21 protein-coding genes are annotated in these 21,748 nt (G+C 72.0%); 2 read left to right on the plus strand and 19 right to left on the minus strand.

The window, feature by feature from the left end:
- Positions 1-35: 35 nt before the first annotated feature.
- The 7 genes from AB0B94_RS31610 to pyrR all read right to left on the minus strand — a co-directional run bounded on the left by AB0B94_RS31610 (position 36) and on the right by pyrR (position 10,014).
- Complete coding sequence (locus tag AB0B94_RS31610; protein ID WP_357289074.1) at positions 36-1,310, minus strand: adenosylmethionine--8-amino-7-oxononanoate transaminase; 1,275 nt, start codon at positions 1,308-1,310, stop codon at positions 36-38.
- A 376-nt stretch (positions 1,311-1,686) separates the two neighbouring features.
- Positions 1,687-2,733 (minus strand): quinone-dependent dihydroorotate dehydrogenase, encoded by a 1,047-nt coding sequence (locus AB0B94_RS31615; RefSeq protein WP_357289078.1) that lies wholly within the window; start codon positions 2,731-2,733, stop codon positions 1,687-1,689.
- The gene (gene carB, locus AB0B94_RS31620; protein ID WP_357289081.1) at positions 2,730-6,077 is read right to left on the minus strand and encodes a carbamoyl-phosphate synthase large subunit; all 3,348 of its coding nucleotides are present in this window, start codon (positions 6,075-6,077) and stop codon (positions 2,730-2,732) included. The genes AB0B94_RS31615 and carB overlap by 4 nt, the downstream gene beginning before the upstream one ends.
- A complete protein-coding gene (gene carA, locus AB0B94_RS31625) occupies positions 6,070-7,233 on the minus strand; it encodes a glutamine-hydrolyzing carbamoyl-phosphate synthase small subunit (protein ID WP_357289084.1) in 1,164 nt (387 codons plus the stop codon). Before carA ends, carB begins: the two co-directional genes overlap by 8 nt.
- Positions 7,233-8,510 (minus strand): dihydroorotase, encoded by a 1,278-nt coding sequence (locus tag AB0B94_RS31630; RefSeq protein WP_357289087.1) that lies wholly within the window; start codon positions 8,508-8,510, stop codon positions 7,233-7,235. Before AB0B94_RS31630 ends, carA begins: the two co-directional genes overlap by 1 nt.
- Positions 8,507-9,433: an aspartate carbamoyltransferase catalytic subunit gene (locus tag AB0B94_RS31635; RefSeq protein ID WP_238671605.1), complete on the minus strand. Its 927-nt coding sequence runs from the start codon at positions 9,431-9,433 to the stop codon at positions 8,507-8,509. Before AB0B94_RS31635 ends, AB0B94_RS31630 begins: the two co-directional genes overlap by 4 nt.
- Positions 9,430-10,014, minus strand: coding sequence for a bifunctional pyr operon transcriptional regulator/uracil phosphoribosyltransferase PyrR (pyrR, locus tag AB0B94_RS31640; RefSeq protein ID WP_238671606.1), 585 nt, complete (start codon positions 10,012-10,014; stop codon positions 9,430-9,432). Before pyrR ends, AB0B94_RS31635 begins: the two co-directional genes overlap by 4 nt.
- 288 nt (positions 10,015-10,302) lie before the next feature.
- Here pyrR and AB0B94_RS31645 point away from each other — a divergent pair, with 288 nt between their 5' ends.
- Entirely contained in the window at positions 10,303-10,791 is a 489-nt protein-coding gene (locus AB0B94_RS31645; RefSeq protein WP_007458348.1) for a transcriptional regulator, read from the plus strand.
- A 125-nt stretch (positions 10,792-10,916) separates the two neighbouring features.
- Here AB0B94_RS31645 and nusB read toward each other — a convergent pair whose 3' ends face one another.
- From nusB to AB0B94_RS31670, 5 genes are all read right to left on the minus strand, one after another.
- Entirely contained in the window at positions 10,917-11,327 is a 411-nt protein-coding gene (nusB, locus tag AB0B94_RS31650) for a transcription antitermination factor NusB (protein WP_208641306.1), read from the minus strand.
- Positions 11,328-11,350: 23 nt separating this feature from the next.
- Complete coding sequence (gene efp, locus AB0B94_RS31655) at positions 11,351-11,908, minus strand: elongation factor P (RefSeq protein ID WP_007458344.1); 558 nt, start codon at positions 11,906-11,908, stop codon at positions 11,351-11,353.
- 98 nt (positions 11,909-12,006) lie between these two features.
- Positions 12,007-12,432 (minus strand): type II 3-dehydroquinate dehydratase, encoded by a 426-nt coding sequence (aroQ, locus tag AB0B94_RS31660; protein WP_357289093.1) that lies wholly within the window; start codon positions 12,430-12,432, stop codon positions 12,007-12,009.
- A complete protein-coding gene (aroB, locus tag AB0B94_RS31665) occupies positions 12,429-13,508 on the minus strand; it encodes a 3-dehydroquinate synthase (protein ID WP_357289098.1) in 1,080 nt (359 codons plus the stop codon). Before aroB ends, aroQ begins: the two co-directional genes overlap by 4 nt.
- 10 nt (positions 13,509-13,518) lie before the next feature.
- A complete protein-coding gene (locus AB0B94_RS31670) occupies positions 13,519-14,517 on the minus strand; it encodes a YafY family protein (protein WP_357289101.1) in 999 nt (332 codons plus the stop codon).
- Between the two features lie 79 nt (positions 14,518-14,596).
- Here AB0B94_RS31670 and AB0B94_RS31675 point away from each other — a divergent pair, with 79 nt between their 5' ends.
- Positions 14,597-15,325, plus strand: a complete 729-nt coding sequence (locus AB0B94_RS31675) for an alpha/beta hydrolase (RefSeq protein WP_357289105.1) — start codon at positions 14,597-14,599, stop codon at positions 15,323-15,325.
- Positions 15,326-15,484: 159 nt separating this feature from the next.
- Here the strand turns inward: AB0B94_RS31675 and AB0B94_RS31680 are convergent, their stop codons facing one another.
- The 7 genes from AB0B94_RS31680 to AB0B94_RS31710 all read right to left on the minus strand — a co-directional run bounded on the left by AB0B94_RS31680 (position 15,485) and on the right by AB0B94_RS31710 (position 21,745).
- On the minus strand, positions 15,485-15,988 hold the full coding sequence (locus AB0B94_RS31680) for a shikimate kinase (protein ID WP_357289108.1): 504 nt from the start codon (positions 15,986-15,988) through the stop codon (positions 15,485-15,487).
- Positions 15,988-17,166 (minus strand): chorismate synthase, encoded by a 1,179-nt coding sequence (gene aroC / locus AB0B94_RS31685; protein WP_357289111.1) that lies wholly within the window; start codon positions 17,164-17,166, stop codon positions 15,988-15,990. Before aroC ends, AB0B94_RS31680 begins: the two co-directional genes overlap by 1 nt.
- Positions 17,167-17,298: 132 nt before the next feature.
- Complete coding sequence (locus tag AB0B94_RS31690) at positions 17,299-18,222, minus strand: glycosyltransferase family A protein (protein WP_357289115.1); 924 nt, start codon at positions 18,220-18,222, stop codon at positions 17,299-17,301.
- A complete protein-coding gene (locus tag AB0B94_RS31695; RefSeq protein ID WP_238671612.1) occupies positions 18,219-18,893 on the minus strand; it encodes a glycosyltransferase in 675 nt (224 codons plus the stop codon). The genes AB0B94_RS31690 and AB0B94_RS31695 overlap by 4 nt, the downstream gene beginning before the upstream one ends.
- Entirely contained in the window at positions 18,890-19,369 is a 480-nt protein-coding gene (locus tag AB0B94_RS31700; protein ID WP_238671613.1) for a UDP-N-acetylglucosamine--LPS N-acetylglucosamine transferase, read from the minus strand. The genes AB0B94_RS31695 and AB0B94_RS31700 overlap by 4 nt, the downstream gene beginning before the upstream one ends.
- A 214-nt stretch (positions 19,370-19,583) precedes the next feature.
- A complete protein-coding gene (locus AB0B94_RS31705; RefSeq protein WP_357289120.1) occupies positions 19,584-20,846 on the minus strand; it encodes a hypothetical protein in 1,263 nt (420 codons plus the stop codon).
- Positions 20,843-21,745: a sulfotransferase domain-containing protein gene (locus tag AB0B94_RS31710; protein ID WP_357289169.1), complete on the minus strand. Its 903-nt coding sequence runs from the start codon at positions 21,743-21,745 to the stop codon at positions 20,843-20,845. The genes AB0B94_RS31705 and AB0B94_RS31710 overlap by 4 nt, the downstream gene beginning before the upstream one ends.
- Between the last annotated feature and the right edge of the window lie 3 nt (positions 21,746-21,748).

The following is a 21,748-nucleotide window of genomic DNA, read 5'->3' on the forward strand; positions in this document are numbered from 1 at the left end:
GCCCGGGTAACCGTCGACCCGGCGACCGGGTCGACTCAGCTGGCCGCCACCGCCGCCGCCACCCCGGTCGCGATCCGGGCCAGGTCGACGTCGTCGGTGACGTACGGCGGCATCGTGTAGATCAGGTCGCGGAACGGACGCAGCCAGACCCCCTGGGCGACCGCGGCAGCGGTCGCCGCGCCGAGGTCGACCTCGTGATCGAGCTGGACCACGCCGATCGCGCCGAGGACCCGTACGTCGGCCACGCCCGGTATGCCGCGCAGGGGCTCCAGTCCGGCGCGCAGACCGGCGCCGACCCTGGCGACCTGGCCGGCCCAGTCTCCGGCCCGCAGCAGCCCGATGGAGGCATTCGCCACCGCGCAGGCCAACGGGTTGCCCATGAACGTGGGCCCGTGCGCCAGCACACCGGCCGCCGAGATGCCCCGGGCGACCTCCGCGGTGCACACTGTCGCCGCGAGGGTCAGGTACCCGCCGGTCAGCGCCTTGCCCACACAGAGCACGTCCGGCGTCACCCCGGCGTGCTCGGCGGCGAACATCTCGCCGGTACGGCCGAACCCGGTGGCGATCTCGTCGAAGATCAGCAAAATCCCGTGCGCGCGGGTCACCTCGCGCAGCACCCGTAGGTAACCCGGGTGGTGGAAGCGCATCCCGCCGGCGCCCTGGACGACGGGCTCGACGATCACGGCGGCCACCTCGTCGGCGTGCCGCTCGACCGTCTCGACCAGCGCCGCCACGTACGCGTCGTCGGGCGGATCGGTGAAGCCCCCCGGCGGCACCGGGGCGAACACCTGCCGGGGCAGCACGTCGCCCCACAGGTGGTGCATCCCGCCCTCCGGGTCGCAGACGCTCATCGGATGGAAGGTGTCGCCGTGGTAGCCACCCCGCCAGGTAGCCAGCCGGCGCCGCTGGGGCCGCCCGACGGCCCGCTGGTACTGCAGGCACATCTTCACCGCCACCTCGACGCTGACCGAGCCGGAGTCGGCCAGGAACACGTGCTCCAGGCCGTCCGGGGTCAGCTCGACCAGGGTCCGGGCCAGCCGCACCGCCGGCTCGTGGGTCAGCCCGCCGAACATCACGTGGCTCATCCGGCCGAGCTGGTCGGTCATCGCCGCGTCCAGCACCGGGTGCCGGTACCCGTGGATCGCCGCCCACCAGGACGACATGCCGTCCACCAACTCCCGCCCGTCGGCCAGGGTGAGCCGCACCCCCTCGGCGCCCTGCACCACGTAGGGCGGGTTGGCCGGCGGCAGCGCGGCGTACGGGTGCCAGACGTGGGCCCGGTCCGCGGCCAGAATCTCCTCGGGTGTCACGCGTACTCCATTCCAGGCACGAACGGTCCGGACCGTGGCCATCCGGCGGCCCGGTCGAATGGTTTCTTCGCCGGCCTTTGCTCTGCACCTGTGGATGCGCCACCCGGCGTCCCGACCGGGACGTCCCGACCGGGACGTCCGAACCCGGGCGTGGGACCCGGCGTCCGAACCCGGGCGTCCGAACCCCCGGGCGTGGTACCCGGGCGGCTGACCCCGGGCGTCTGACCCCGAGCGTCCGACCCAGGGCGTCCGCCCCCGGGCACCTGCGTGGCGCACCGGGGGGTGCAGAGCAAAGGCGGCAGCAGTGGCGATTGGCTCCCGGCGCGTTGCGGGCTCGGCGCCGGTCGGGCCGGGCCGGCAACGCGCCGGGGGGTGGTCACCGGCCGGCGACCGCGTCCGGTGCCGCCGTTGCGTCCACCGCGCGCGCGGCGGCACGGACCAGGGCCGGTCCTCGATAGATGAAGCCGGTGTAGAGCTGCACCAGGGCGGCGCCGGCATCGAACATCCGCGCCGCGTCGTCCGGATCCAGCACCCCGCCGACGCCGATGATCGGCAGCCGGCCGTCGGTCTCGGAGTGAACGAAGGCGACCACCTCGCGGGCCCGCCCGGTGAGCGGCCGACCGGAGAGCCCGCCGGCCTGCCCGCCACGCTCGACGTCACCGCTGGCCAGCCCCTCCCGAGACAGGGTGGTGTTGGTGGCGATCACCCCGGCGGCGCCCCGGGCCAGGCAGACCTCCAGCAGCTCGGCGATCGCCGCCTCGGTCAGGTCTGGTGCGATCTTGACCAGCACCGGCTTCTCCCCCACCAGCGCGCCGAGCAGCGCGTCCAGGTGGGCGCGGTCCTGCAACGACCGCAGACCCGGGGTGTTCGGTGAGGACACGTTCACAGCGAAGTAGTCGCCGTGCCCGCGCAGCGCCCGGTACGAGGCGAGGTAGTCCTCGACCGCCTCGTCCAGCGGGGTCACCTTGGACTTGCCCAGCGAGATGCCCAGCGGCACCCCGAGCGGGCGCGGCAGCGCCGCCAGCCGGGCGGCCAACGCAGCGGCCCCGGCGTTGTTGAAGCCCATCCGGTTGATCACCGCCTCGCTGGCCGGCAGGCGGAAAAGCCGCGGCCGGGGGTTGCCCGGTTGGGCGTGCGCGGTGACCGTGCCGACCTCCACGAAACCGAAGCCGAGCGCCGGCCAGGCCGGCAGCGCCGCGCCGTCCTTGTCCATCCCGGCGGCCAACCCGACCGGGTTGGGGAACCGCACCCCGAACACGGTGCGCGGCGCGTCGACCGCGTACCGGGCCCGCAGCGCGGCGAGCGCGGCCGGCCGCCGCGACAGGGCAGCCAAGCGCCGCAGCGTCCACTCGTGCGCCGTCTCGGCGTCCCCGCCCCCGAGCCGGAACAACCACGGCCGTACCGCCTGCTCGAACACTGTCACTGGGCCGCCCGCAGGATGGCGTGCAGGTCCTGCAGGGGGCGGACCTGCATGTCGCCGCGGATCCGCGCCTCGATGCCCATCACCGCTGCGGCGGCGCCGGGAACCGTGGTGATGCAGGGGATGTCCGCGGTGACGGCCGCGCTGCGGATCTCATAACCGTCGGAGCGGGCGCTGGCACCCGAGCCCTGCGGCGTGTTGATCACCAGCGCCACGTGGCCGCCGCCGATCAACGACACCGCGTCGTCGCCCGCACCGGCCTGGTAGTGCTTACGGATCTGCTCACAGGCGATGCCGTGCCGGCGCAGCACCTCGGCCGTGCCGGCGGTGGCGACGATCTCGAAGCCCAGATCGGCCAGCCGCTTGATCGGGAAGATCATGCCGCGCTTGTCCCGGTTGGCCACCGAGACGAAGATCTTCCCGGCGGTCGGCAGCGACCCGTACGCCGCCGACTGGCTCTTGGCGAAGGCATGCCCGAAGTTGGTGTCGATGCCCATCACCTCGCCGGTCGACTTCATCTCCGGCCCGAGCAGCGAGTCGATCCCCTTGCCCGCACGGGTCCGGAAACGCTTGAACGGCAGCACCGCCTCCTTGACGGCGACCGGCGCGTCGGCGGGCATCGTGCCCCCGTCCCCGGTCGCCGGCAGCAGGCCCTCGGCGCGCAGCTCGGCGATGCTCGCCCCGAGCGCGATCCGGGCCGCCGCCTTGGCCAGCGGCACCGCCGTGGCCTTGGAGACGAACGGGACGGTCCGCGACGCGCGCGGGTTGGCCTCCAGCACGTAGAGCACGTCGTCCTTGAGGGCGTACTGCACGTTGAGCAGGCCCCGGACCCCGACGCCACGCGCGATGGCCTCGGTGTAGCGGCTGACCTCGACCAGGTGCGAGCCCGCGAGGGTGATCGGCGGGAGCGCGCAGGACGAGTCGCCGGAGTGGATACCCGCCTCCTCGATGTGCTCCATCACACCGCCGATGTAGACCTCGCCGTCGGCGTCGCACAGCGCGTCCACGTCGATCTCGATGGCGTCGTCGAGGAACCGGTCCACCAGCACCGGGTGGTCCGGGGAGATGTCGGTGGCCCGGCCGATGTAGTCGCGCAGCGTCGGGTCGTCGTAGACGATCTCCATGCCCCGCCCGCCCAGCACGTACGACGGCCGGACCAGCACCGGGTAGCCGATCTCGTCGGCGATCGTCTTGGCCTCGTCGTACGAGGTGGCCATGCCGTGTGCCGGCGCGCGCAGGCCGGCACGGGCCAGCACCGCGCCGAACGCGCCGCGCTCCTCGGCCAGGTGGATCGACTCCGGGGAGGTGCCGACGATCGGCACACCGGCGTTCTTGAGCCGCTGCGCCAGCCCCAGCGGGGTCTGCCCGCCGAGCTGGACGACCACCCCGACCACACCCGGCCCGCCGGCCGCCCGGCCGGACGAGTCCTCGGCGTGCCAGACCTCCAGGACGTCCTCGAAGGTCAACGGCTCGAAGTAGAGCCGGTCGGCGGTGTCGTAGTCGGTGGAGACCGTCTCCGGGTTGCAGTTGACCATGACCGTCTCGTAACCGGCCGACCGCAACGCCTGCACGGCGTGCACGCAGGAGTAGTCGAACTCGATGCCCTGCCCGATCCGGTTCGGGCCGGAGCCCAGGATCAGCACCTTCGGCCGGTCCGACGGCACGACCTCGGACTCCAGGTCGTACGTCGAGTAGTGGTACGGAGTGGTCGCCTCGAACTCGGCCGCGCAGGTGTCCACTGTCTTGTAGACCGGGCGCACGTCGAGACGGTGGCGCAGGGTCCGTACGCCGTCCTCGGCGGCCAGCTCCGGGCGCAGCGCGGCGAGCTGCCGGTCGGACAGACCGGCCCGCTTGGCACGACGCAGTAGGTCGGCGTCGAGCACCGGCGCGTCGACGATCTCGGTGCGCAGCTCGATCAGCGCGGCGATCTGGTCCAGGAACCACGGGTCGATCCCGCCGGACGCCTCGGCCACCTCGGCGATCGACGCCCCGAGCCGCAGCGCCCGCTCCACCGTGTACAGCCGACCGTCGTGCGGGATCCGCAGCGCCGCGAGAGTGTCCGCCAGTGTGACGCCGGCAGGGTCCGGCACACTCCAGAAACCGGCCGACTTGGTTTCCATCGAGCGCATCGCCTTGTTCAGCGCCTCGGTGAAGTTGCGTCCGAGGCTCATCGCCTCGCCCACCGACTTCATCGTGGTGGTCAGCTCCGGGTCCGCGCCGGGGAACTTCTCGAACGCGAACCGGGGGATCTTCACCACCACGTAGTCGAGGGTCGGCTCGAACGCCGCAGGGGTCTTCAGGGTGATGTCGTTGGGGATCTCGTCGAGGGTGTAGCCGATGGCCAGCTTGGCGGCGATCTTCGCGATCGGGAAGCCGGTCGCCTTGGAGGCCAGCGCCGACGACCGCGACACCCGCGGGTTCATCTCGATCACGACGATCCGGCCGTCGACCGGGTTGACAGCGAACTGGATGTTGCAGCCGCCGGTGTCCACCCCGACCTCGCGCAGCACGGCGATGCCCAGGTCACGCAGGCGCTGGTACTCCCGGTCGGTGAGCGTCATGGCCGGGGCCACGGTGACGCTGTCGCCGGTGTGCACACCCATCGGGTCGATGTTCTCGATCGAGCAGACCACCACCACGTTGTCGTGCCGGTCGCGCATCAGCTCGAGCTCGTACTCCTTCCAGCCGAGCACGCTCTCCTCGATGAGCACCTCGTGCACCGGGCTGGCGGACAGGCCGTCGCCGGCGATACGGGCCAGGTCCTCCGGGGTGTGCGCCATGCCGGAGCCCAGGCCACCCATTGTGAACGACGGCCGGATCACCACCGGCAGGCCCAGCTCGGCGACTGTCGCCTCGACCTCGTCCATCGAGTGGCAGACCCGCGAGCGGGGCACCAACCCGGCCGGGTCGTCGACGCCCAGCCGTACGCCGGCCTTCGCCACGATCTCCTTGAACAGCTGCCGGTCCTCGCCCCGGTTGATGGCGTCGATGTTCGCGCCGATCAGCTCCACGCCGTACTTCTCCAGGACGCCGGCCTCGTGCAGGGCGACGGCCGTGTTCAGCGCGGTCTGCCCGCCGAGGGTCGCGAGGATCGCGTCCGGGCGCTCCTTGGCGATGACCAGCTCCACGAACTCCGGGGTGATCGGCTCGACGTACGTCGCGTCGGCGAACTCCGGGTCCGTCATGATCGTCGCCGGGTTGGAGTTGACCAGGCTGACCCGGATCCCCTCGCTGCGCAGCACCCGGCACGCCTGGGTGCCGGAGTAGTCGAACTCGCAGGCCTGCCCGATGACGATCGGCCCGGAGCCGATCACGAGGATGTGCTTGAGATCGGTCCGCTTAGGCATTGCTGCGCCCCTTGCTGTGGGTCCGGCCTTCGATCAGTTCGGCGAATCGGTCGAAGAGGTAGTCCGCGTCGTGCGGGCCGGCCGCCGCCTCCGGGTGGTACTGGACGGTGAACGCGGGCAGGTCCACTGCCCGCAGCCCCTCGACCACGTTGTCATTGAGGCAGACGTGCGACACCCGTACGCCACCGAAGTCGGTGTCGATCACCTGGTCGGGGACGACCGCGCCGCCGCCCGAGCCGGGGACCTGCACGGCGAAGCCGTGGTTGTGGCTGGTCACCTCGACCTTGCCGGTGACCCGGTCGAGCACCGGCTGGTTGATTCCCCGGTGGCCGTAGCCCAGCTTGTAGGTGCCGAAGCCGAGCGCCCGGCCGAGGATCTGGCTGCCGAAGCAGATGCCGAACAGCGGCACCTCCCGCCGCAGCGCCTCCCGGGCCAGTTCCACCGGGGCGTCGGCGGTGGCCGGGTCGCCCGGACCGGGCGACAGGAAGATCGCGTCGGCGCCGGTGGCGAGCATCTGGTCGATGCTCGACGACCCCGGCAGCACGTGCGTGGTCACCCCACGGGTGGCCAGCCGACGCGGCACGTTGCGCTTGATGCCCAGGTCCAGGGCGGCCACTGTGAACCGGTGCTCGCCCAGAGCCTCGACGACGTACGGCTCGGCGGTGCTCACTTCGGCGGACAGGTCCGCGCCGACCATCTGCGGCGCCTGGCGGACCCGGGCCAGCAGGCTCTGCGGGTCGTTGTCGATGCTGGAGATGCCCACCCGCATGGCGCCCCGCTCGCGCAGGTGCCGGGTCAGCGCCCGGGTGTCCACGCCGCTGATGCCCACCACACCCTCGGTGGCGAGGCGGTCCTCGAGACCACCGGTGGCCCGCCAGTTCGAGCCGATCCGGGCCGGGTCGCGCACGACGTAGCCGGCCACCCAGATCCGACCGGACTCGTCGTCCTCGCCGTTGACGCCGGTGTTGCCGATGTGCGGCGCGGTCTGCACCACCACCTGACGGTGGTACGACGGGTCGGTCAGGGTCTCCTGATAACCGGTCATGCCGGTGTTGAAGACCGCCTCGCCGAAGGTCTCCCCGACACTCCCGTACGCCTCGCCGGGGAACGTGCGCCCGTCCTCGAGGACAAGGATCGCGGGTCTGCGCTTGACCATTACTTGACAGCCTTTCCGTCCAGGACCGTCGGCTCGCCACGCAGGAAGGTCGCCACGATGCGACCTGGCAGCGTCATGCGGGCGTACGGGGTGTTGCGACTGCGACTGGCCAGCTCCGCCGGCTCGATGGTGCGGTGGGCCGCCGGGTCGATCAGGGTCAGGTTCGCCGGCACACCCGGCGCGGGGTCGACGCCGTGCCCGGTGAGGCCGGCGATCCGTGCGGGGGTGCGCGACATCCGCTCGGCGATCAGGTCCCATTCGGGGCCGAGCACGTCCAGCGCGATGGAGAGGGCCGTCTCCAGACCGAGCATCCCCGGTCGGGCGTACGCCCACTCGCACTCCTTGTCCTCCACCGCGTGCGGGGCGTGGTCGGTGGCGATCACGTCGATCACCCCGTCGGCGAGGGCGGCACGCAGCGCGGCGATGTCCGCGGCGGTGCGCAACGGCGGGTTCACCTTGTAGACCGGGTCGTAGGTTTCCGCCCGTTCGTCGGTGAGCAGCAGGTGGTGCGGGGTCACCTCGGCGGTCACGCGTACCCCGCGGGCCTTTGCCTGGCGCAGCACCTCGACGCTGCCGGCGGTGGAGACGTGGCAGACGTGCAGTCGGCTGCCCACGTGCTCGGCGAGCAGCACGTCCCGGGCGATGATCGCCTCCTCGGCGACCGCCGGCCAGCCGATCAGGCCGAGCCGGGTGGAGACCTCGCCCTCGTGCATCTGGGCGCCCTCGGTGAGCCGGGGCTCCTCGGCGTGCTGGGCGATGATCCCGTCGAACGCCTTGACGTACTCCAGGGCTCGGCGCATCAACTTCGGGTCGGCGACGCAGTGCCCGTCGTCGGAGAAGATCCGCACCTGGGCCGCCGAGTCGGCCATCGCGCCCAGCTCGGCCAGCCGCTCGCCGGCCAGCCCGACGGTGACCGCGCCGATCGGCTGCACGTCGACCAGGCCGGCCTCGCGGCCGAGCCGCCAGACCTGCTCGACCACACCGGCGGTGTCCGCCACCGGGGAGGTGTTGGCCATCGCGCAGACCGCCGTGTAGCCGCCCAGCGCCGCCGCCCGGGAACCGGACTCGACGGTCTCGGCGTCCTCCCGGCCGGGCTCGCGCAGGTGGGTGTGCAGGTCGACGAGGCCGGGCAGGGCGACGAGGCCGGTGCCGTCGACGACTGTGGCGTCCGGCGCGGTCAGGCCGGGACCGACGGCGGCGATCACGCCGTCGCGGATCAGCAGGTCGGTCGGCGCGGCGCCGACGACACTCACGCTGGTGATCAGGTACGCGGTCACCGGTTGTTCCCTCCGAGCAGCAGGTAAAGGACAGCCATCCGCACGGAGACCCCGTTGGTGACCTGTTCGACGATTGTGGAGCGGGGTGAGTCGGCGACCTCGGGGGTGATCTCCATCCCCCGGTTCATCGGGCCGGGGTGCATGACGATCGCGTGTTCGGGCAGCCGGCGCATCCGCGGCCCGTCCAGCCCGTAGCGGCGGGCGTACTCGCGCGCGGAGGGGAAGTAGGAGTCGTTCATCCGCTCCCGCTGCACGCGCAGCATCATCACCACGTCCACGTTCGGCAGGACCGAGTCGAGGTCGTAGGAGACGTTGGTGCCGGGCGCGAGGGCGCCCGCGATGTCGACCGGGATGAGGGTCGGCGGGCCGACCAGGGTGACCTTGGCGCCGAGGGTCGAGAGCAGCAGCACGTTGGAGCGCGCCACCCGGGAGTGCAGCACGTCCCCGACCACAGCGACCGACAGGCCGGCGAGCCGGCCCAGCCGGGACCGCATGGTGTACGCGTCCAGCAGCGCCTGGGTGGGGTGCTCGTGGGTGCCGTCGCCGGCGTTGACCACCGACCCGTCCACCCAGTTGGCCAGGCGGTGCGGCGCGCCGGAGGCGGGGTGTCGGATGACGACGGCATCAGCGCCCATGGCCTGCAGGGTCAACGCGGTGTCCTTCAGGCTCTCACCCTTGGTGACGCTGGACCCCTTCGCGGAAAAGTTGATCACGTCGGCGCTGAGCCGCTTCGCCGCCGCCTCGAAGGAGATCCGGGTACGCGTGGAGTCCTCGTAGAAGAGGTTCACCACTGTCCGTCCGCGCAGCGCGGGAAGCTTCTTGATCTCCCGACCGGCGACGGTGGCCATCTCGGCGGCGGTGTCCAGGATCTCGGTGGCGGTGTCGGCGTCCAGGTCCCCGCCGGAGAGCAGATGCTTGATCATGAGGCGGTTCCCCCGTACAGCTTGACCTCGTCCGTCCCGTCGATCTCGGCGAGCGTCACCTTGACGCTCTCGGCGAGCGAGGTCGGGATGTTCTTGCCGACGTAGTCGGCGCGGATCGGCAACTCCCGGTGGCCCCTGTCGACCAGGACGGCGAGCTGCACCGAGGCCGGACGGCCCACGTCGTTGAGCGCGTCGAGCGCGGCCCGGACGGTACGGCCGGAGAAGAGCACATCGTCGACCAGGATGACCCGTTTGCCGTCGATCCCGCCGGGGGGCAGCTCGGTCGGACCCACAGCACGGGTGGCGTGCCGACGAAGGTCGTCGCGGTACAGGGTGATGTCGAGCACACCAACCGGAACGGCGACGTCCTCGAAGGTGCTGATCCGGTCGGCGAGCCGCCGGGCGAGGGGGGTGCCCCGGGTGGGAATCCCCAGCAGCACAGTGTTCGCGGCGCCCTGGGTCTTCTCCAGGATCTGGTGGGCGATGCGATCGACCACGCGTTGCACGTCGGCGCTGGCGAGGATCACCTTCACCGAGGGTTGTCGCGGTGGTGACGAGCGGGCAGCCGGTGGGTATGCCACGGCGGACCTCCTTCCCCGCCTCACGGGACGGGTCGTTAAAGGATGTCGGGCACCTCCGGCCGGACCGCTCAGCAGACCTGGGCCGGGGCTTCCGCCACGTTACCAGTGGTCACCGGGGTCATGGACGGCGGCCGCTGACCACCGGGTCAGGTACCGGAAAAGGGGAAAACTCCCCGGACGCTCCGCAACGGTAGGGGCACGACCACTTGACCACGTGTCGCATTCCCCGTACCGTCACGCTCCGTAGCGATCGACGGGAGAACCCCGAGCAGCACTGGGAGTGTCCGAATGCCCTCTGAATACGCCAAGTCTCTGGGCGCCCGCCTGCGCTCCATCCGCCAGCAGCAGGGTCTCTCCCTGCAGGGTGTGGAGGAGAAGTCGAACGGGCGGTGGAAGGCCGTGGTGGTCGGCTCGTACGAGCGTGGCGACCGGGCCGTGACGGTGTCCCGTCTGGCCGAGTTGGCCGAGTTCTACCGCGTACCCGTCTCGGAGCTGCTGCCTGACGGCAGTGGTGTCCGTCACGAGCCCACCAGCAAGATTGTTCTGGACCTGGAGCGGCTCTACGACGAGGCCTCCGAGGACCTGGCCTACGTTGCCCGCTACGCCCGCGCCATCCAGCAGCAGCGCGGCGACTACAACGGCCGGGTGCTCTCCATCCGCGCCGATGACCTGCGGGCGCTCGCGATCGTCTACGACGCCTCACCGTCGGGCCTGATCGAGCGGCTCACCGAGCACGGCGTGCTGGTGGCCGACCCCCGGGCGTTCTTCGCCTCCTGATCTACCGCTCCACCTGATCTACCGCTCCACCTGATCTACCGCTCCACCTGATCTACCGCTCCACCGAAAGGGCCCGTGCCGACTGGCACGGGCCCTTTCGGGTTTGCGGTGTTCGGTGCCGACGCTCAGCGGGTGGCGTACTCGGCGATCCGGCCGAGGACCCCGTTGAGGAAGCGCGGCGAATCGTCCGTCGACATCTGCCGAGCCAGCTCCACCGCCTCGCTGATGGCCACCGCGTCGTCGATCTCGTCGACGTAGAGCAACTCGTAGACGGCGATCCGGGCGAGATTACGGTCGACGACCGGCATCCGCTCCAACGTCCAACCCTCGGCGTAGCTGGCGATCAGCTCGTCGATCCGGTCGAGGTGCTCGGCTACCCCCTCGACCAGGCCCACCGCGTAGCCCAGGTGCTCCGGTCGGGGCTGCTCGATCCGCTGCACGTAGCCGGCGAGCACCTCCACCGGAGGCTTGTCCCGCAGGTCGGCCTCGTAGAGGACATCCAGCGCCCGCTTGCGCGCCTTGCGGCGCGCCGGCATCTGCTGCTTGGAACCCTCAGCCATCAGGCGCGGCCGAGGTAACGGCCGTCGCGGGTGTCGACCTTGATCTTCTCGCCGGTGGTGATGAACAGCGGAACCGGCACCGTGGCGCCGGTCTCCACGGTCGCCGGCTTGGTGCCGCCGGTCGAACGGTCGCCCTGCAGGCCGGGCTCGGTGTAGGTGACCTCCAGCACGACGCTGGTGGGCAGCTCGATGTAGAGCGGCACACCCTCGTGCTGGGCGACGGTCGCCTCCGCCTCGGGCAGCAGGTAGTTGGCTGCCTCACCGACGGTGCCACCGGGCACCGTGATCTGGTCGAAGGTCTCCAGATCCATGAAGACGAAGTCCTCACCGTCGGCGTACAGGTACTGCATCGTGCGCTTGTCAACGGTCGCGGTTTCGACCTTGGTGCCCGCGTTGAAGGTCTTGTCGACCACCTTCCCGGACAGCACGTTCTTCAGCGTGGTGCGCACGAAGGCACCACCCTTACCGGGCTTGACGTGCTGGAACTCGACGACGGCCCAGAGCTCGCCGTCCAGGTTGAGTACCAGGCCGTTTTTGAGGTCGTTGGTGGAGGCCATTTCCTGCCTTGATCATCAATTGGCGGACAGACCTGGCAAGTCTACAAGCTGCGTCGAATCGGACGGCCCCCCGTTCGGAGCGCCCAGTCCGTGGGCCTTCAGCGGGTGGCCAGATGGTGCAGAGCGAGACGATAGCCGTCGATACCCAGACCGCAGATCACCCCGGTCGCCACCGCCGAGACCACCGAGTGGTGCCGGAACTCCTCACGGGTGTGGATGTTGGAGATGTGCACCTCCACCAGCGGCCCCCGCAGCATGGCGCAGGCGTCCCGCACCGCGTACGAGTAGTGCGACCAGGCGGCGGGGTTGAGGACCACCGCGGCGCCCTCGTCGGCCGCCGTGTGCAGCCAGCCGAGCAGCTCGTGCTCCGCGTCGGTCTGCCGGACCGTCACCGCCAGCCCCAGCTCCCGACCGGTGCTCTCGCAGAGCGCCACCAGGTCCGCGTAGCTGGTGGCGCCGTACACGCCGGGCTCGCGGGTGCCCAACCGGCCCAGGTTCGGCCCGTTCAAGACGTAGACCTTCACGGGGTTGCCACCTCCCGGTAGGCGGCCTCCAGCAACGCGTCGTCGGGGCCTTCCAACATCGCCGGGCGGGCCAGCCCGTCGAGCACCACGAAGCGCAGCCGACTGCCCCGGGTCTTCTTGTCCACCCGCATCGCGGCCAACAGCTGCGGCCAGGCGTCGGCCGGGTAGCTCACCGGCAGGCCCAGCGCGCTCAGCGCGACCAGGTGTCGGTCGGCGGTCGGCGCGTCCAGCCGCCCGGCGAGCCGGGCCAGCGTGGCCGCGTACACCAGACCGACAGCGACGGCGTGGCCGTGCCGCCAGCGGTAGCCCTCGTTCTGCTCGATGGCGTGGGCCAGGGTGTGGCCGTAGTTGAGCACCTCCCGCAGGCCCGACTCGCGCAGGTCGCCGGCGACCACGTCGGCCTTGACCCGGATGGCCCGCTCGATCAGCTCCCGGCTCACCGGCCCACGCGGGTCGGTGGCGGCCTCCGGGTCGTTCTCGATGAGATCCAGGATCGTCGGGTCGGCGATGAAACCGCACTTGACGACCTCGGCCAACCCGGCCGCCAGGTCGACAGCGGGCAGGCTGTCCAGAGTGGCCAGGTCGGCCAACACCCCGACCGGCGGGTGGAACGCGCCCACCAGGTTCTTGCCGGCGGCCGTGTTGATGCCCGTCTTGCCGCCCACCGCGGCATCCACCATGCCCAGCAGCGAGGTCGCCACCGGCACCCAGCGCACACCCCGCAACCAGCAGGCCGCGACGAAGCCGGCCAGGTCGGTCACCGCGCCGCCGCCCACACCGACCACCGCGTCGGTACGGGTGAAGCCCGCCGCTCCGAGCCGGTCCCAACAGGCAGCGGCCACCTCGATGTGCTTTCCCGACTCGGCGTCGGGCACCTCGATCGGCAATGGTTCGACGCCGGCGGCGCGCAGGCGTTCGCCGAGCGCGTCCGCGAGGGCCTTGAGCGGAGGCGTGTGCAGCACCGCCACCCGGGTCGCGCCGGGCAGCAGGCCAGGCAACGCACCCAGCAGGTCACGTCCCACCAAGACGTCGTACGGCCGCTCGCCGCCGACCGGAATTCGGGTCACCTCGTCCATCGCCGGCAGCCTAGTCCAGCGGGCGGCGCGGGGAGGGCGGCTGTCCACCTGCTGGCCGGGTGGCCCAGTCCGCCAACCGGCGGGCGTGTTCGGCCACAGCGGCGCGCAGCGCGTCCGGATGCCGGATGGTGAACGGACACCCCAGACCGGCGAGCAAAGCCGCCATCCCGGGCAGGCTCTCCGCTCGGGCCCGCAGCAGCACCCCGTCGGTGGTGGCTGTCAACTCGGCCACGCTGGGCGGGATGCGGCGGCGGGCGGCGACCAGGTCGGTCTCCAGCACGACCTCCACCTCGTGCCGGTACGGCACACCGGCCAGTGACCGGGTCACCCAGGCCACCGCCTCGAAGCCGTCCGGCACTGTGAACGTCGCCACGCCGGGCGTCACCGCGCCGATCCGGTCCAGTCGGAAGGTGCGGATCTCCCCACGCCTGTGGTCGTGGCCGGTGACATACCAACGGCCGGCGTGGAAGACCAGCCCGTACGGGTCGAGTTCGCGGTGCGACTGCTCGCCCCGCCAGGAGCGGTAGTCCACCGCCACCCGCTGCCGGTGCCGGGTGGCCGAGGCGAGCGCGAGCAGTGTGCCGGACGCCGGTCCGCGCTCCGGCTCCGGACGACGCAGGGTGAAGCCCAGGTGCTCCTGGACGGCGGCGAGCCGGTCGGCGAGCGCCGCCGGCAGCACCCGGCGGATCTTCGCCAGCGCGGTGGCGGTGGCGGGCTGCTCGGTGGCCAGCCCGACCCGTTCGGCGACGACGAGGCCGAGCAGCACGGCCACCGCCTCGTCGTCGGTGAGCATCAGCGGGGGCAGTTTGTAACCGGAGTGCAGCCGGTAGCCGCCGTAGCGGCCGCGGTCGGCGGTGACGGGAATGCCCAGCTCGACAAGCGTGGTCGCGTAGCGGCGCACGGTCCGCTCGTCCACACCGAGGTGGCCGGCGAGGTCGGCGGCCGTCGACCGGTGCCGGGTCTGCAGCAGTTCGAGCAGGGCCAGCACCCGGCCAGCGGGACGTGACACGGGCCACTCCTTCAAAGCGGGCGGATCCTGTCCGGAATAGATCGTACGGTCTGTCGGTAACCGAGAGAAGGAGCCACAGATGGCGACATTCGTGCTGGTGCCGGGTTTCTGGCTGGGTGCCTGGGCATGGCGGGACGTGACAGTGGCGCTGCGGTCGCAGGGGCACGAGGTGTATCCGATGACGCTGACGGGGTTGGCCGAACGCGACCACCTCGCCGGGCCGGAGGTCAGCCTGGACACGCACACCACCGACATCGTCCGACTGATCGAGGTCGAGGACCTGCGCGACGTGCTGCTGGTCGGGCACTCCGGCGGGGGGATGCCGGCCGCCCAGGCGGTGGACCGCATCCCGGACCGGATCGCCCGGATCATCTACGTGGAGAGCGGGCCGTTGCCGGACGGCACGGCGCAGTTCGACACGCTGCCGGCCGACGAGCAGCAGCGGCTGCGGGCTGTTGTCGGCAGCGGGCACCTGCTGCCGCCGCCGGCCTGGGATCCGGCCGCCGACCCGACCAACCTTGCCGGTCTGGACGAGCCGACGCTCGCGCTGCTGCGTACCCGGGCCACCCCACAGCCGCTGCGGGCCGCCACCGATCCGGTCCGACGCACCGGCGGGCGACGGGTGCCGACCGCGCTGGTGGCCAGCACCTTCCCGCTCGGCATGGTGCGGCAGATGATCCAACAGGAGCATCCGTTCTTCACCGGCCTGGCCGACGGCCAGTTGCACGAGCTGCCCACCGGGCACTGGCCGATGCTCAGCGAGCCGAAGGCTCTGGCCGACGTCCTCGACCTGATCGCCCGCGGCTGAGGGCCACCCCACCGCGCCCCCGCCCCGCCCCGCCCCCTGCGCCGATCTTGCACTTCCGGTTGCCGAAATGCGGTGAATGCCCCTTAAGTCAGAGCAGTAAGTGCAAGATCGGCGCAAGGGGGGCGACGGGGGCGACGGGGGCGACGGGGCAGGGGTACGTCAGCGGGGCAGCAGGGCGGCGACGTCGGCGACTACCTGCGCCGGGGCCCGGCCGTCGGTGATGACCGTCTCGGTGGCGACCTCGGCGTAGAGCGGCCGGCGCTGGTCCAGCAGGTGCTTGAGGGTGGCCCGTGGGTTGATCGCCAGCAGCGGCCGGCCGGCGCCGAGCCCGACCCGCCGCACCGCGTCGGGCAACTCGACCGAGAGGTGCACCACCCGGTGCCCGATCAGGGCCGCTCGGGTCTCCTCGGCCAGCACCGCGCCGCCGCCGAGGGCGAGCACGCCCGTGCCGCCGGCCAGCGCCGCGGCCACTGCGGCCCGTTCCAGGGTACGGAAGTGCGCCTCGCCCTCGTCGATGAAGATCTCCGGGATCGGCTTCCCGGCCATCTGCTCGATGTCGGCGTCGGTGTCGCGGAACTCCACGCCGAGGGTGGCGGCGAGCGCCCGACCGACTGTGGTCTTGCCGCAGCCGGGCGCGCCGACCAGCACGACGACAGGTGCCATCAGCGGATGACCAGCGCGTCGAGGTAACCGGCGAGGTTGCGGCGGATCTCGGCGATCGAGTCTCCGCCGAACTTCTCGGTGGCCGCCTCGGCCAGCACCAGCGCCACCATCGCCTCGGCGACCACCGCCGCGGCGGGCACCGCGCAGACGTCGGAGCGCTGGTTGATCGCGGTGGCCGGCTCGCCGGTGGTGACGTCCACTGTGGCCAGCGCCCGGTTCAGCGAGGAGATCGGCTTCATGGCGGCGCGGACCCGCAGCGGCTCGCCGGTGGTGATGCCACCCTCCAGCCCGCCGGCCCGGTCGGTGACCCGCCGAACGCCGGTGGCCGACGGGATGATCTCGTCGTGCGCCTCCGAGCCGCGGGAACGGGCCTGCTGCCAGCCGTCGCCGATCTCCACGCCCTTGATCGCCTGAATGGACATCAGCGCGGTGGCCAGCCGGGCGTCGAGCTTGCGGTCCCACTGCACGTGGCTGCCCAGCCCCGGTGGCACCCCGTACGCCAGCACCTCGACCACGCCGCCGAGGGTGTCGGCGGCCTTCTTCGCGGCGTCGACCTCGGCGACCATCAGGGCGCTGGCCTCCGGGTCGAGGCAGCGCAGCGGGTCGGCGTCGATCCGGGCCGTGTCGGACGGCGTGGGACGCAGGCCGGGCTTCGCGGCCACCGGGCCCAGCTCGACGACGTGCGAGACGATCTCGATGCCGAGCGCCTGACGGATCAGCGCCTTGGCGACAGTGCCGACGGCCACCCGGGCGGCGGTCTCCCGTGCGCTGGCGCGCTCCAGGATCGGCCGGGCGTCGGTGTGGCCGTACTTCTGCATGCCGGCCAGGTCAGCGTGGCCGGGCCGGGGACGGGTCAGCGGGGCGTTGCGGGCCTGCCGGGCCAGCTCGTCGGGGTCGACCGGGTCGGCGGCCATCACCGTCTGCCACTTCGGCCACTCGGAGTTGCCGACCCGGATCGCCACCGGGCTGCCCAGGGTCACGCCGTGCCGCAGGCCACCGAGCAGCTCGACCTCGTCCCGCTCGAACGACATCCGAGCACCCCGCCCATAGCCCAGCCGTCGACGGGCCAGCTCGTCGGCGATCTCGGTGGTGGTCACCTCAATGCCGGCCGGCACCCCCTCCATCATCGCGACGAGGGCGGGACCGTGCGATTCACCTGCAGTCAGCCAGCGCAACACAGCGGTCAGTCTGTCACGGCGGGCCACCGACGCGGCGCGCTCCCCGTCGTGTCCCGCCCAGCGGACGCCGCCGCCCGCCGACCCGGCGTCCTTTGCTCTGCACCCGCCGACGCGACACCCGACGGCGGCGGCTCAGATCCCCCGACCGCGCTTGTGCAGGGTGCGCAGCACCGCGTCGGCCCGGACCACCCGACCGGCGACGGCGAGGGCCAGGTAGGCGCGCGGCTCGCGGGGGTTGCTCCGCAGGGTGCGCCGGGCCCACCGCAGCGCGCCCCGGCGGTCACCGGAGGCGGCCTGGGCGAACGCGATCTGCCCGGCCACCCGGGCCTCGCCGGCCGGTTGACTGGCGAACTCCGGGTAGCGCTGCAGCAACCACTGCAACGCCTCCGAGATGGTGTCCCAGCGCTGCGCGAAGTACGAGCGCTTGTGCCAGCGGACCAGCACCGACGGCGTCCGCAGGTTGATCAGCGGCGCGCTGCGGGCGGCCCGCAGCAGGAACTCGTAGTCCTCCGCGTAGCTGCCCGGGATCTCCTCGTCGACCAGCCCGAACCCGTTGCGCAACGCGGTGGCGCGGATCAGGAAGGTCGACGGGTGCAGCTCGGTCATCCGGTCGCGTAGCAGGTCGTCCAGGGTGATCCGGTCCTTGTCGAGCACCCGGTCGACGCTGTGCCCGTCGTAGTTGACCCGGATGCCGCAGCAGACGAACTCGGCGGCCGGATCGCCGGCCAGCGCGTCGACCTGGGCGGCCAGCTTGCCGGGCAGCCACTCGTCGTCGTCGTCGCAGAACGCGACCAGCTCGCCCTCGGCCGCGAGGGTGCCGCTGTTGCGCGCACCGGCCAACCCGGGGGTACGGGCGTTGCGGACCACCCGCACCACACGGGCCGGGCCGCTGCCCAACTCGTTCAACGACTCGTCCGGCGCGGACTGGTCGAACACCACGACGACCTCGATCCGGCCCGGGTAGTCCTGTGCCAGGATCGCGCGCACCGCGGCCCGCAGCAGCTCGGGGCGGTCCCGGGTGGGCACCACGACGCTGACGGTCGGCTGCTGGGTCATCGAATCTCCTCCGTACCCGGGCGCGGCCGGGACCAGGCCCGCCACCGGGGTCGGCGCGGGGTCGAACGGGCCACCAGGTCGTCGACGATCTGCCCGACCCGGGCCACCGCCGCCCGTCGCGCCTCGTGTGCCTCCGGGTCGGCGGCCACCGCGTACCGGGACGGGTCTGCCACCCCGGCGGCCAACGCGTCGTGCAGGGCCTCCCGGGTCTCGCAGAGCGCCACCAGCCCGGCGGCGCCGAGCCGGCGGGCGAAGAGGAGCTGATGGTTGTCGACGTGCTCGCCGCGAGCCGGATCGCGGGGCACCACGATGGGCAGGTGGCCGTGGCGGCGGGCCTCCAGAATGGTCGCCGGTCCACCGTGGCAGACCACCAGATCCGCATCGATCATCGCCTGTTGCAACGCGTCGTGGCCGAGGAACGGCACCGCGCCGCTGAGCTGGGGCGCCTTCGTGTGCCCGTGCTGCATGGTCAGCCCGACCGGGCCGGCAGCCTGCGCGTGCCACTGTGCCAACCAGTCGACCAGCCGGTCGAAGGGGTGCTTGTCGGTGCCCACCGCGACCAGCAGTCGGAGCTGGGCGACCGCCGAGCTGTCGCGCTGGCGCGGCAGGCGGGCCGCCTCGGTGGCCGGTCGGGGTTGCGGACGCCGGGCGGTGCCCGTCTCCCCGGTCACAGCAGCGTCCCGACGACTGTCGCCTCGGGGTACTGCCGGCGCTGCTCGTCCCACTGCACCAGCATCGAGGACAGGAACGGTCGGCAGAGCCGAGCGGTCAACGTCGGGGTGTCGATCCGGTCGTACACCTCGATGTAGACGGTCGGGATGCGCCGCAGCCGGGCCAGCACCACGAACGGCACCGCCACCCCGGCGCCGGTGGTGACCACGGCGGCGACCCGCCGGGCCCGCAGCACCCGCCAGGCCAGCAGCGCGTTGCGCAGCAGGTTCGGCACGTTGCGGGTGGTCGGGTGGTGCGCAGGCACCAGGTCCTCGCCGGCCAGCAGCGACACCGCCTCCGGGGTGTCGAAGGTGACCCAGCAGCGCCGCCGCTGTTCGTACCAGGGCCGCAGGGCCAGTAGTTGGGCCAGATGGCCGCCGCTGGAGCCGACCAGCAGCAGCACCGGTGCCCCACTGTCGTCGTTGTTCGTGTCCACGCGACTCCCCACAAGTTCGCTTGGAATTTCAGTTCACGCCAGGCAGAAGCAGATCACACGATTCCCGGTCGTTGAATAGCGCGACCGGCCGAGATGACGATCTCCACAGCGGGCGGTGCGGTGCACCGAACGTCCGAGGTCCATCGATCGTCATCACCACCTGCGATTATGTCGTCACTCTGCGGCGCACCGTCGTCGCCGCGATTCCTCCAGATCAGCCGCTATGTCTTTTCTCGATGACGTCCAAGAGTGCGGGATGCAGGGCGGCGTTCCAGCCCGCGCCCGCGTCGGCCAGCCGCCACGTCCGCAACCACATCTCCACCAGGTACGCGTCGGCGACGAGCCGACGCTGCGCGGCATCGAGGCCGAGCCGCTCGCCGTGCCGGCTCAGACATCCGTCCACCGCCGACGCGGCCACGTCGGCCGGCTCGCCGCGCAGCACGAGGGCCCGCTGGAACGCGTCGTGCGCCAGATCGAAGCCGACCGGCACGTCCGGCCCGCTGTGCTCCCAGTCCCAGGCGACCAACCGACCGGCGTGCCAGCCCAGGTTCCACGGCACCCAGTCACCATGCCAGTGACCGAACTCGACGCTGGTGTCGCCATGCCGGCGGGCCAACGCCGAGACCGCGGCGACCGCCCGCGCACCGGCCGGCTCGGTCGCGGCGGCCCGGCCGGCCTGATCGGCCAGCCGGCGCAGGAACGTCGAGTCGGCGAGCGGTCGGGGCGCGTGCGCCCTGTCGCCTCGCCGGGCGACAGCGAGCAGCGCCGCGATCCGGGGCGGGTCGTCCACCGGCACACCGCGTACCGCCGGGGGCAACGGCTCGATCACCGCCACCACCTGGCCCGCCCACGACGTCTCGGTGAGCAGCCGCGGCGGCGTCGGATGGTCGGCGACGCCGACCACCTCGCGCAACGCCCGCAGCGCCGCCGCCTCCGCGCTGACCAGCGCACGGGTCGCGTCGTTCCAGCCGATCTTCGCGTAGCCACGCGGACGCCCGTCGGCAGTGAAGAGTTGCAACGTGGGCTTGCCGTTCGGGTCGGGTGGGCGGACCCCGAACGCGGCCAGCAGCGGCGTGTCACCCAGGTCGGCGGAGAGCCGCTCGCTGAGCAGCAGCTCCGCGGCCGGGACCCCGGTCGGCACCGAGACGGTCAACGTGGGAAAGGGCGCGAGCCCCACCCGACCGAACCGGGCCAGCCCACCGAGCACCGCCCGAAGCGCGCGCACCTTCGGTGGCCGCAGGGCGTTGTACGCCAACAACGACGCCGCCCCGGCCCGGGGCGCGCCCAACGGCACCAGGAACCGGGCCCGGGCGACCGACGGCACCACCGCGTACCTCGCCACCGCCTGATGACCGGCCGGCGGGGCGCCGGCCACTGTCAGGCCGACCCGGTCGTCCGGGAAGACCGCGCGGCTCACCCAACCCAGGCCGTCCACCCGTGAACGCGGGTCGGTGGCCGGGCCCACCCCTGTCGTCACGCCGCCCGGTCCGCCCAGTCGAGGTCCAGCCCGAGCCGTTGACGCAAGGCGTCGTTGTACGGCCGGTAGTAGTCGGTCAGCTCAGCGCGCACGTTCGGCTCCAGCGGTGCCGAGCGCCGATCGTTGTAGACCTTGAAGTTGGGCAGGTCGTACGCCGGCAGACCAAGGAAGTCCAGGGTCCGTCGGTAGGTCGCCCGCGAGTCGCTGTACAGGTGCTCGCTGGGCAGGAAGAGGATCTGCTCCCGGTCGAATCGCTCCAGCCACGGCTCCAGGTGCTCCAGGTAGCGTCCCCGGGCCCGGTACGTGTACCAGTCGTACGGCTCGCTGAACGACTCCGGTTCGGCGATCAACCGCTCCCGCTCCCCCGCCGTGCGTTCCGGCTCGGCGGCGAGCGCGGCGGCGAAGTCCAGTGGTTCGATGCCGTGGGTGCGGCGTTCCTTCCAGTGCGAGTACGCCCGCTCCACCGGGTCCCGCAGCAGCACGATGAGCTTCACCGACGGCATCAGCCCGGCGACCCGCTGCGCGGCGAGCGGATGGAACATGTACAGCGGGGCGGCCTCACCGACCCGGACCGGGCCGCCGTGTCGCTTGGCCAGGGCCTCGCGCTGCCGCTCGGTTGGGAAATGCGAGCGGTACCATGCTTCGCCGCGACCCCAGTGCTCCTCGAAGTAGTGCGCCGACTTGGTGTTCCACGCGGGAAAGAGCCGGGGTACCAACGGGTGCTGGATGAGGTAGTTCCACAGGGAGGTGGTGCCACCCCGTTTGGTCCCGATGATCAGGAAGTCCGGCAGCGGCCGACGGTCGCTGGTGCGAACGCCGTAGTCGACAAGCGACTCCTTCACCCGGGTGGTCACCTGGGTCGGAACCAACTGCTTGACCCGGTCACGGATGGACACCACGCC

The organism is Micromonospora sp. NPDC048986, from assembly GCF_040649335.1.
Classification (GTDB): domain Bacteria; phylum Actinomycetota; class Actinomycetes; order Mycobacteriales; family Micromonosporaceae; genus Micromonospora; species Micromonospora alfalfae.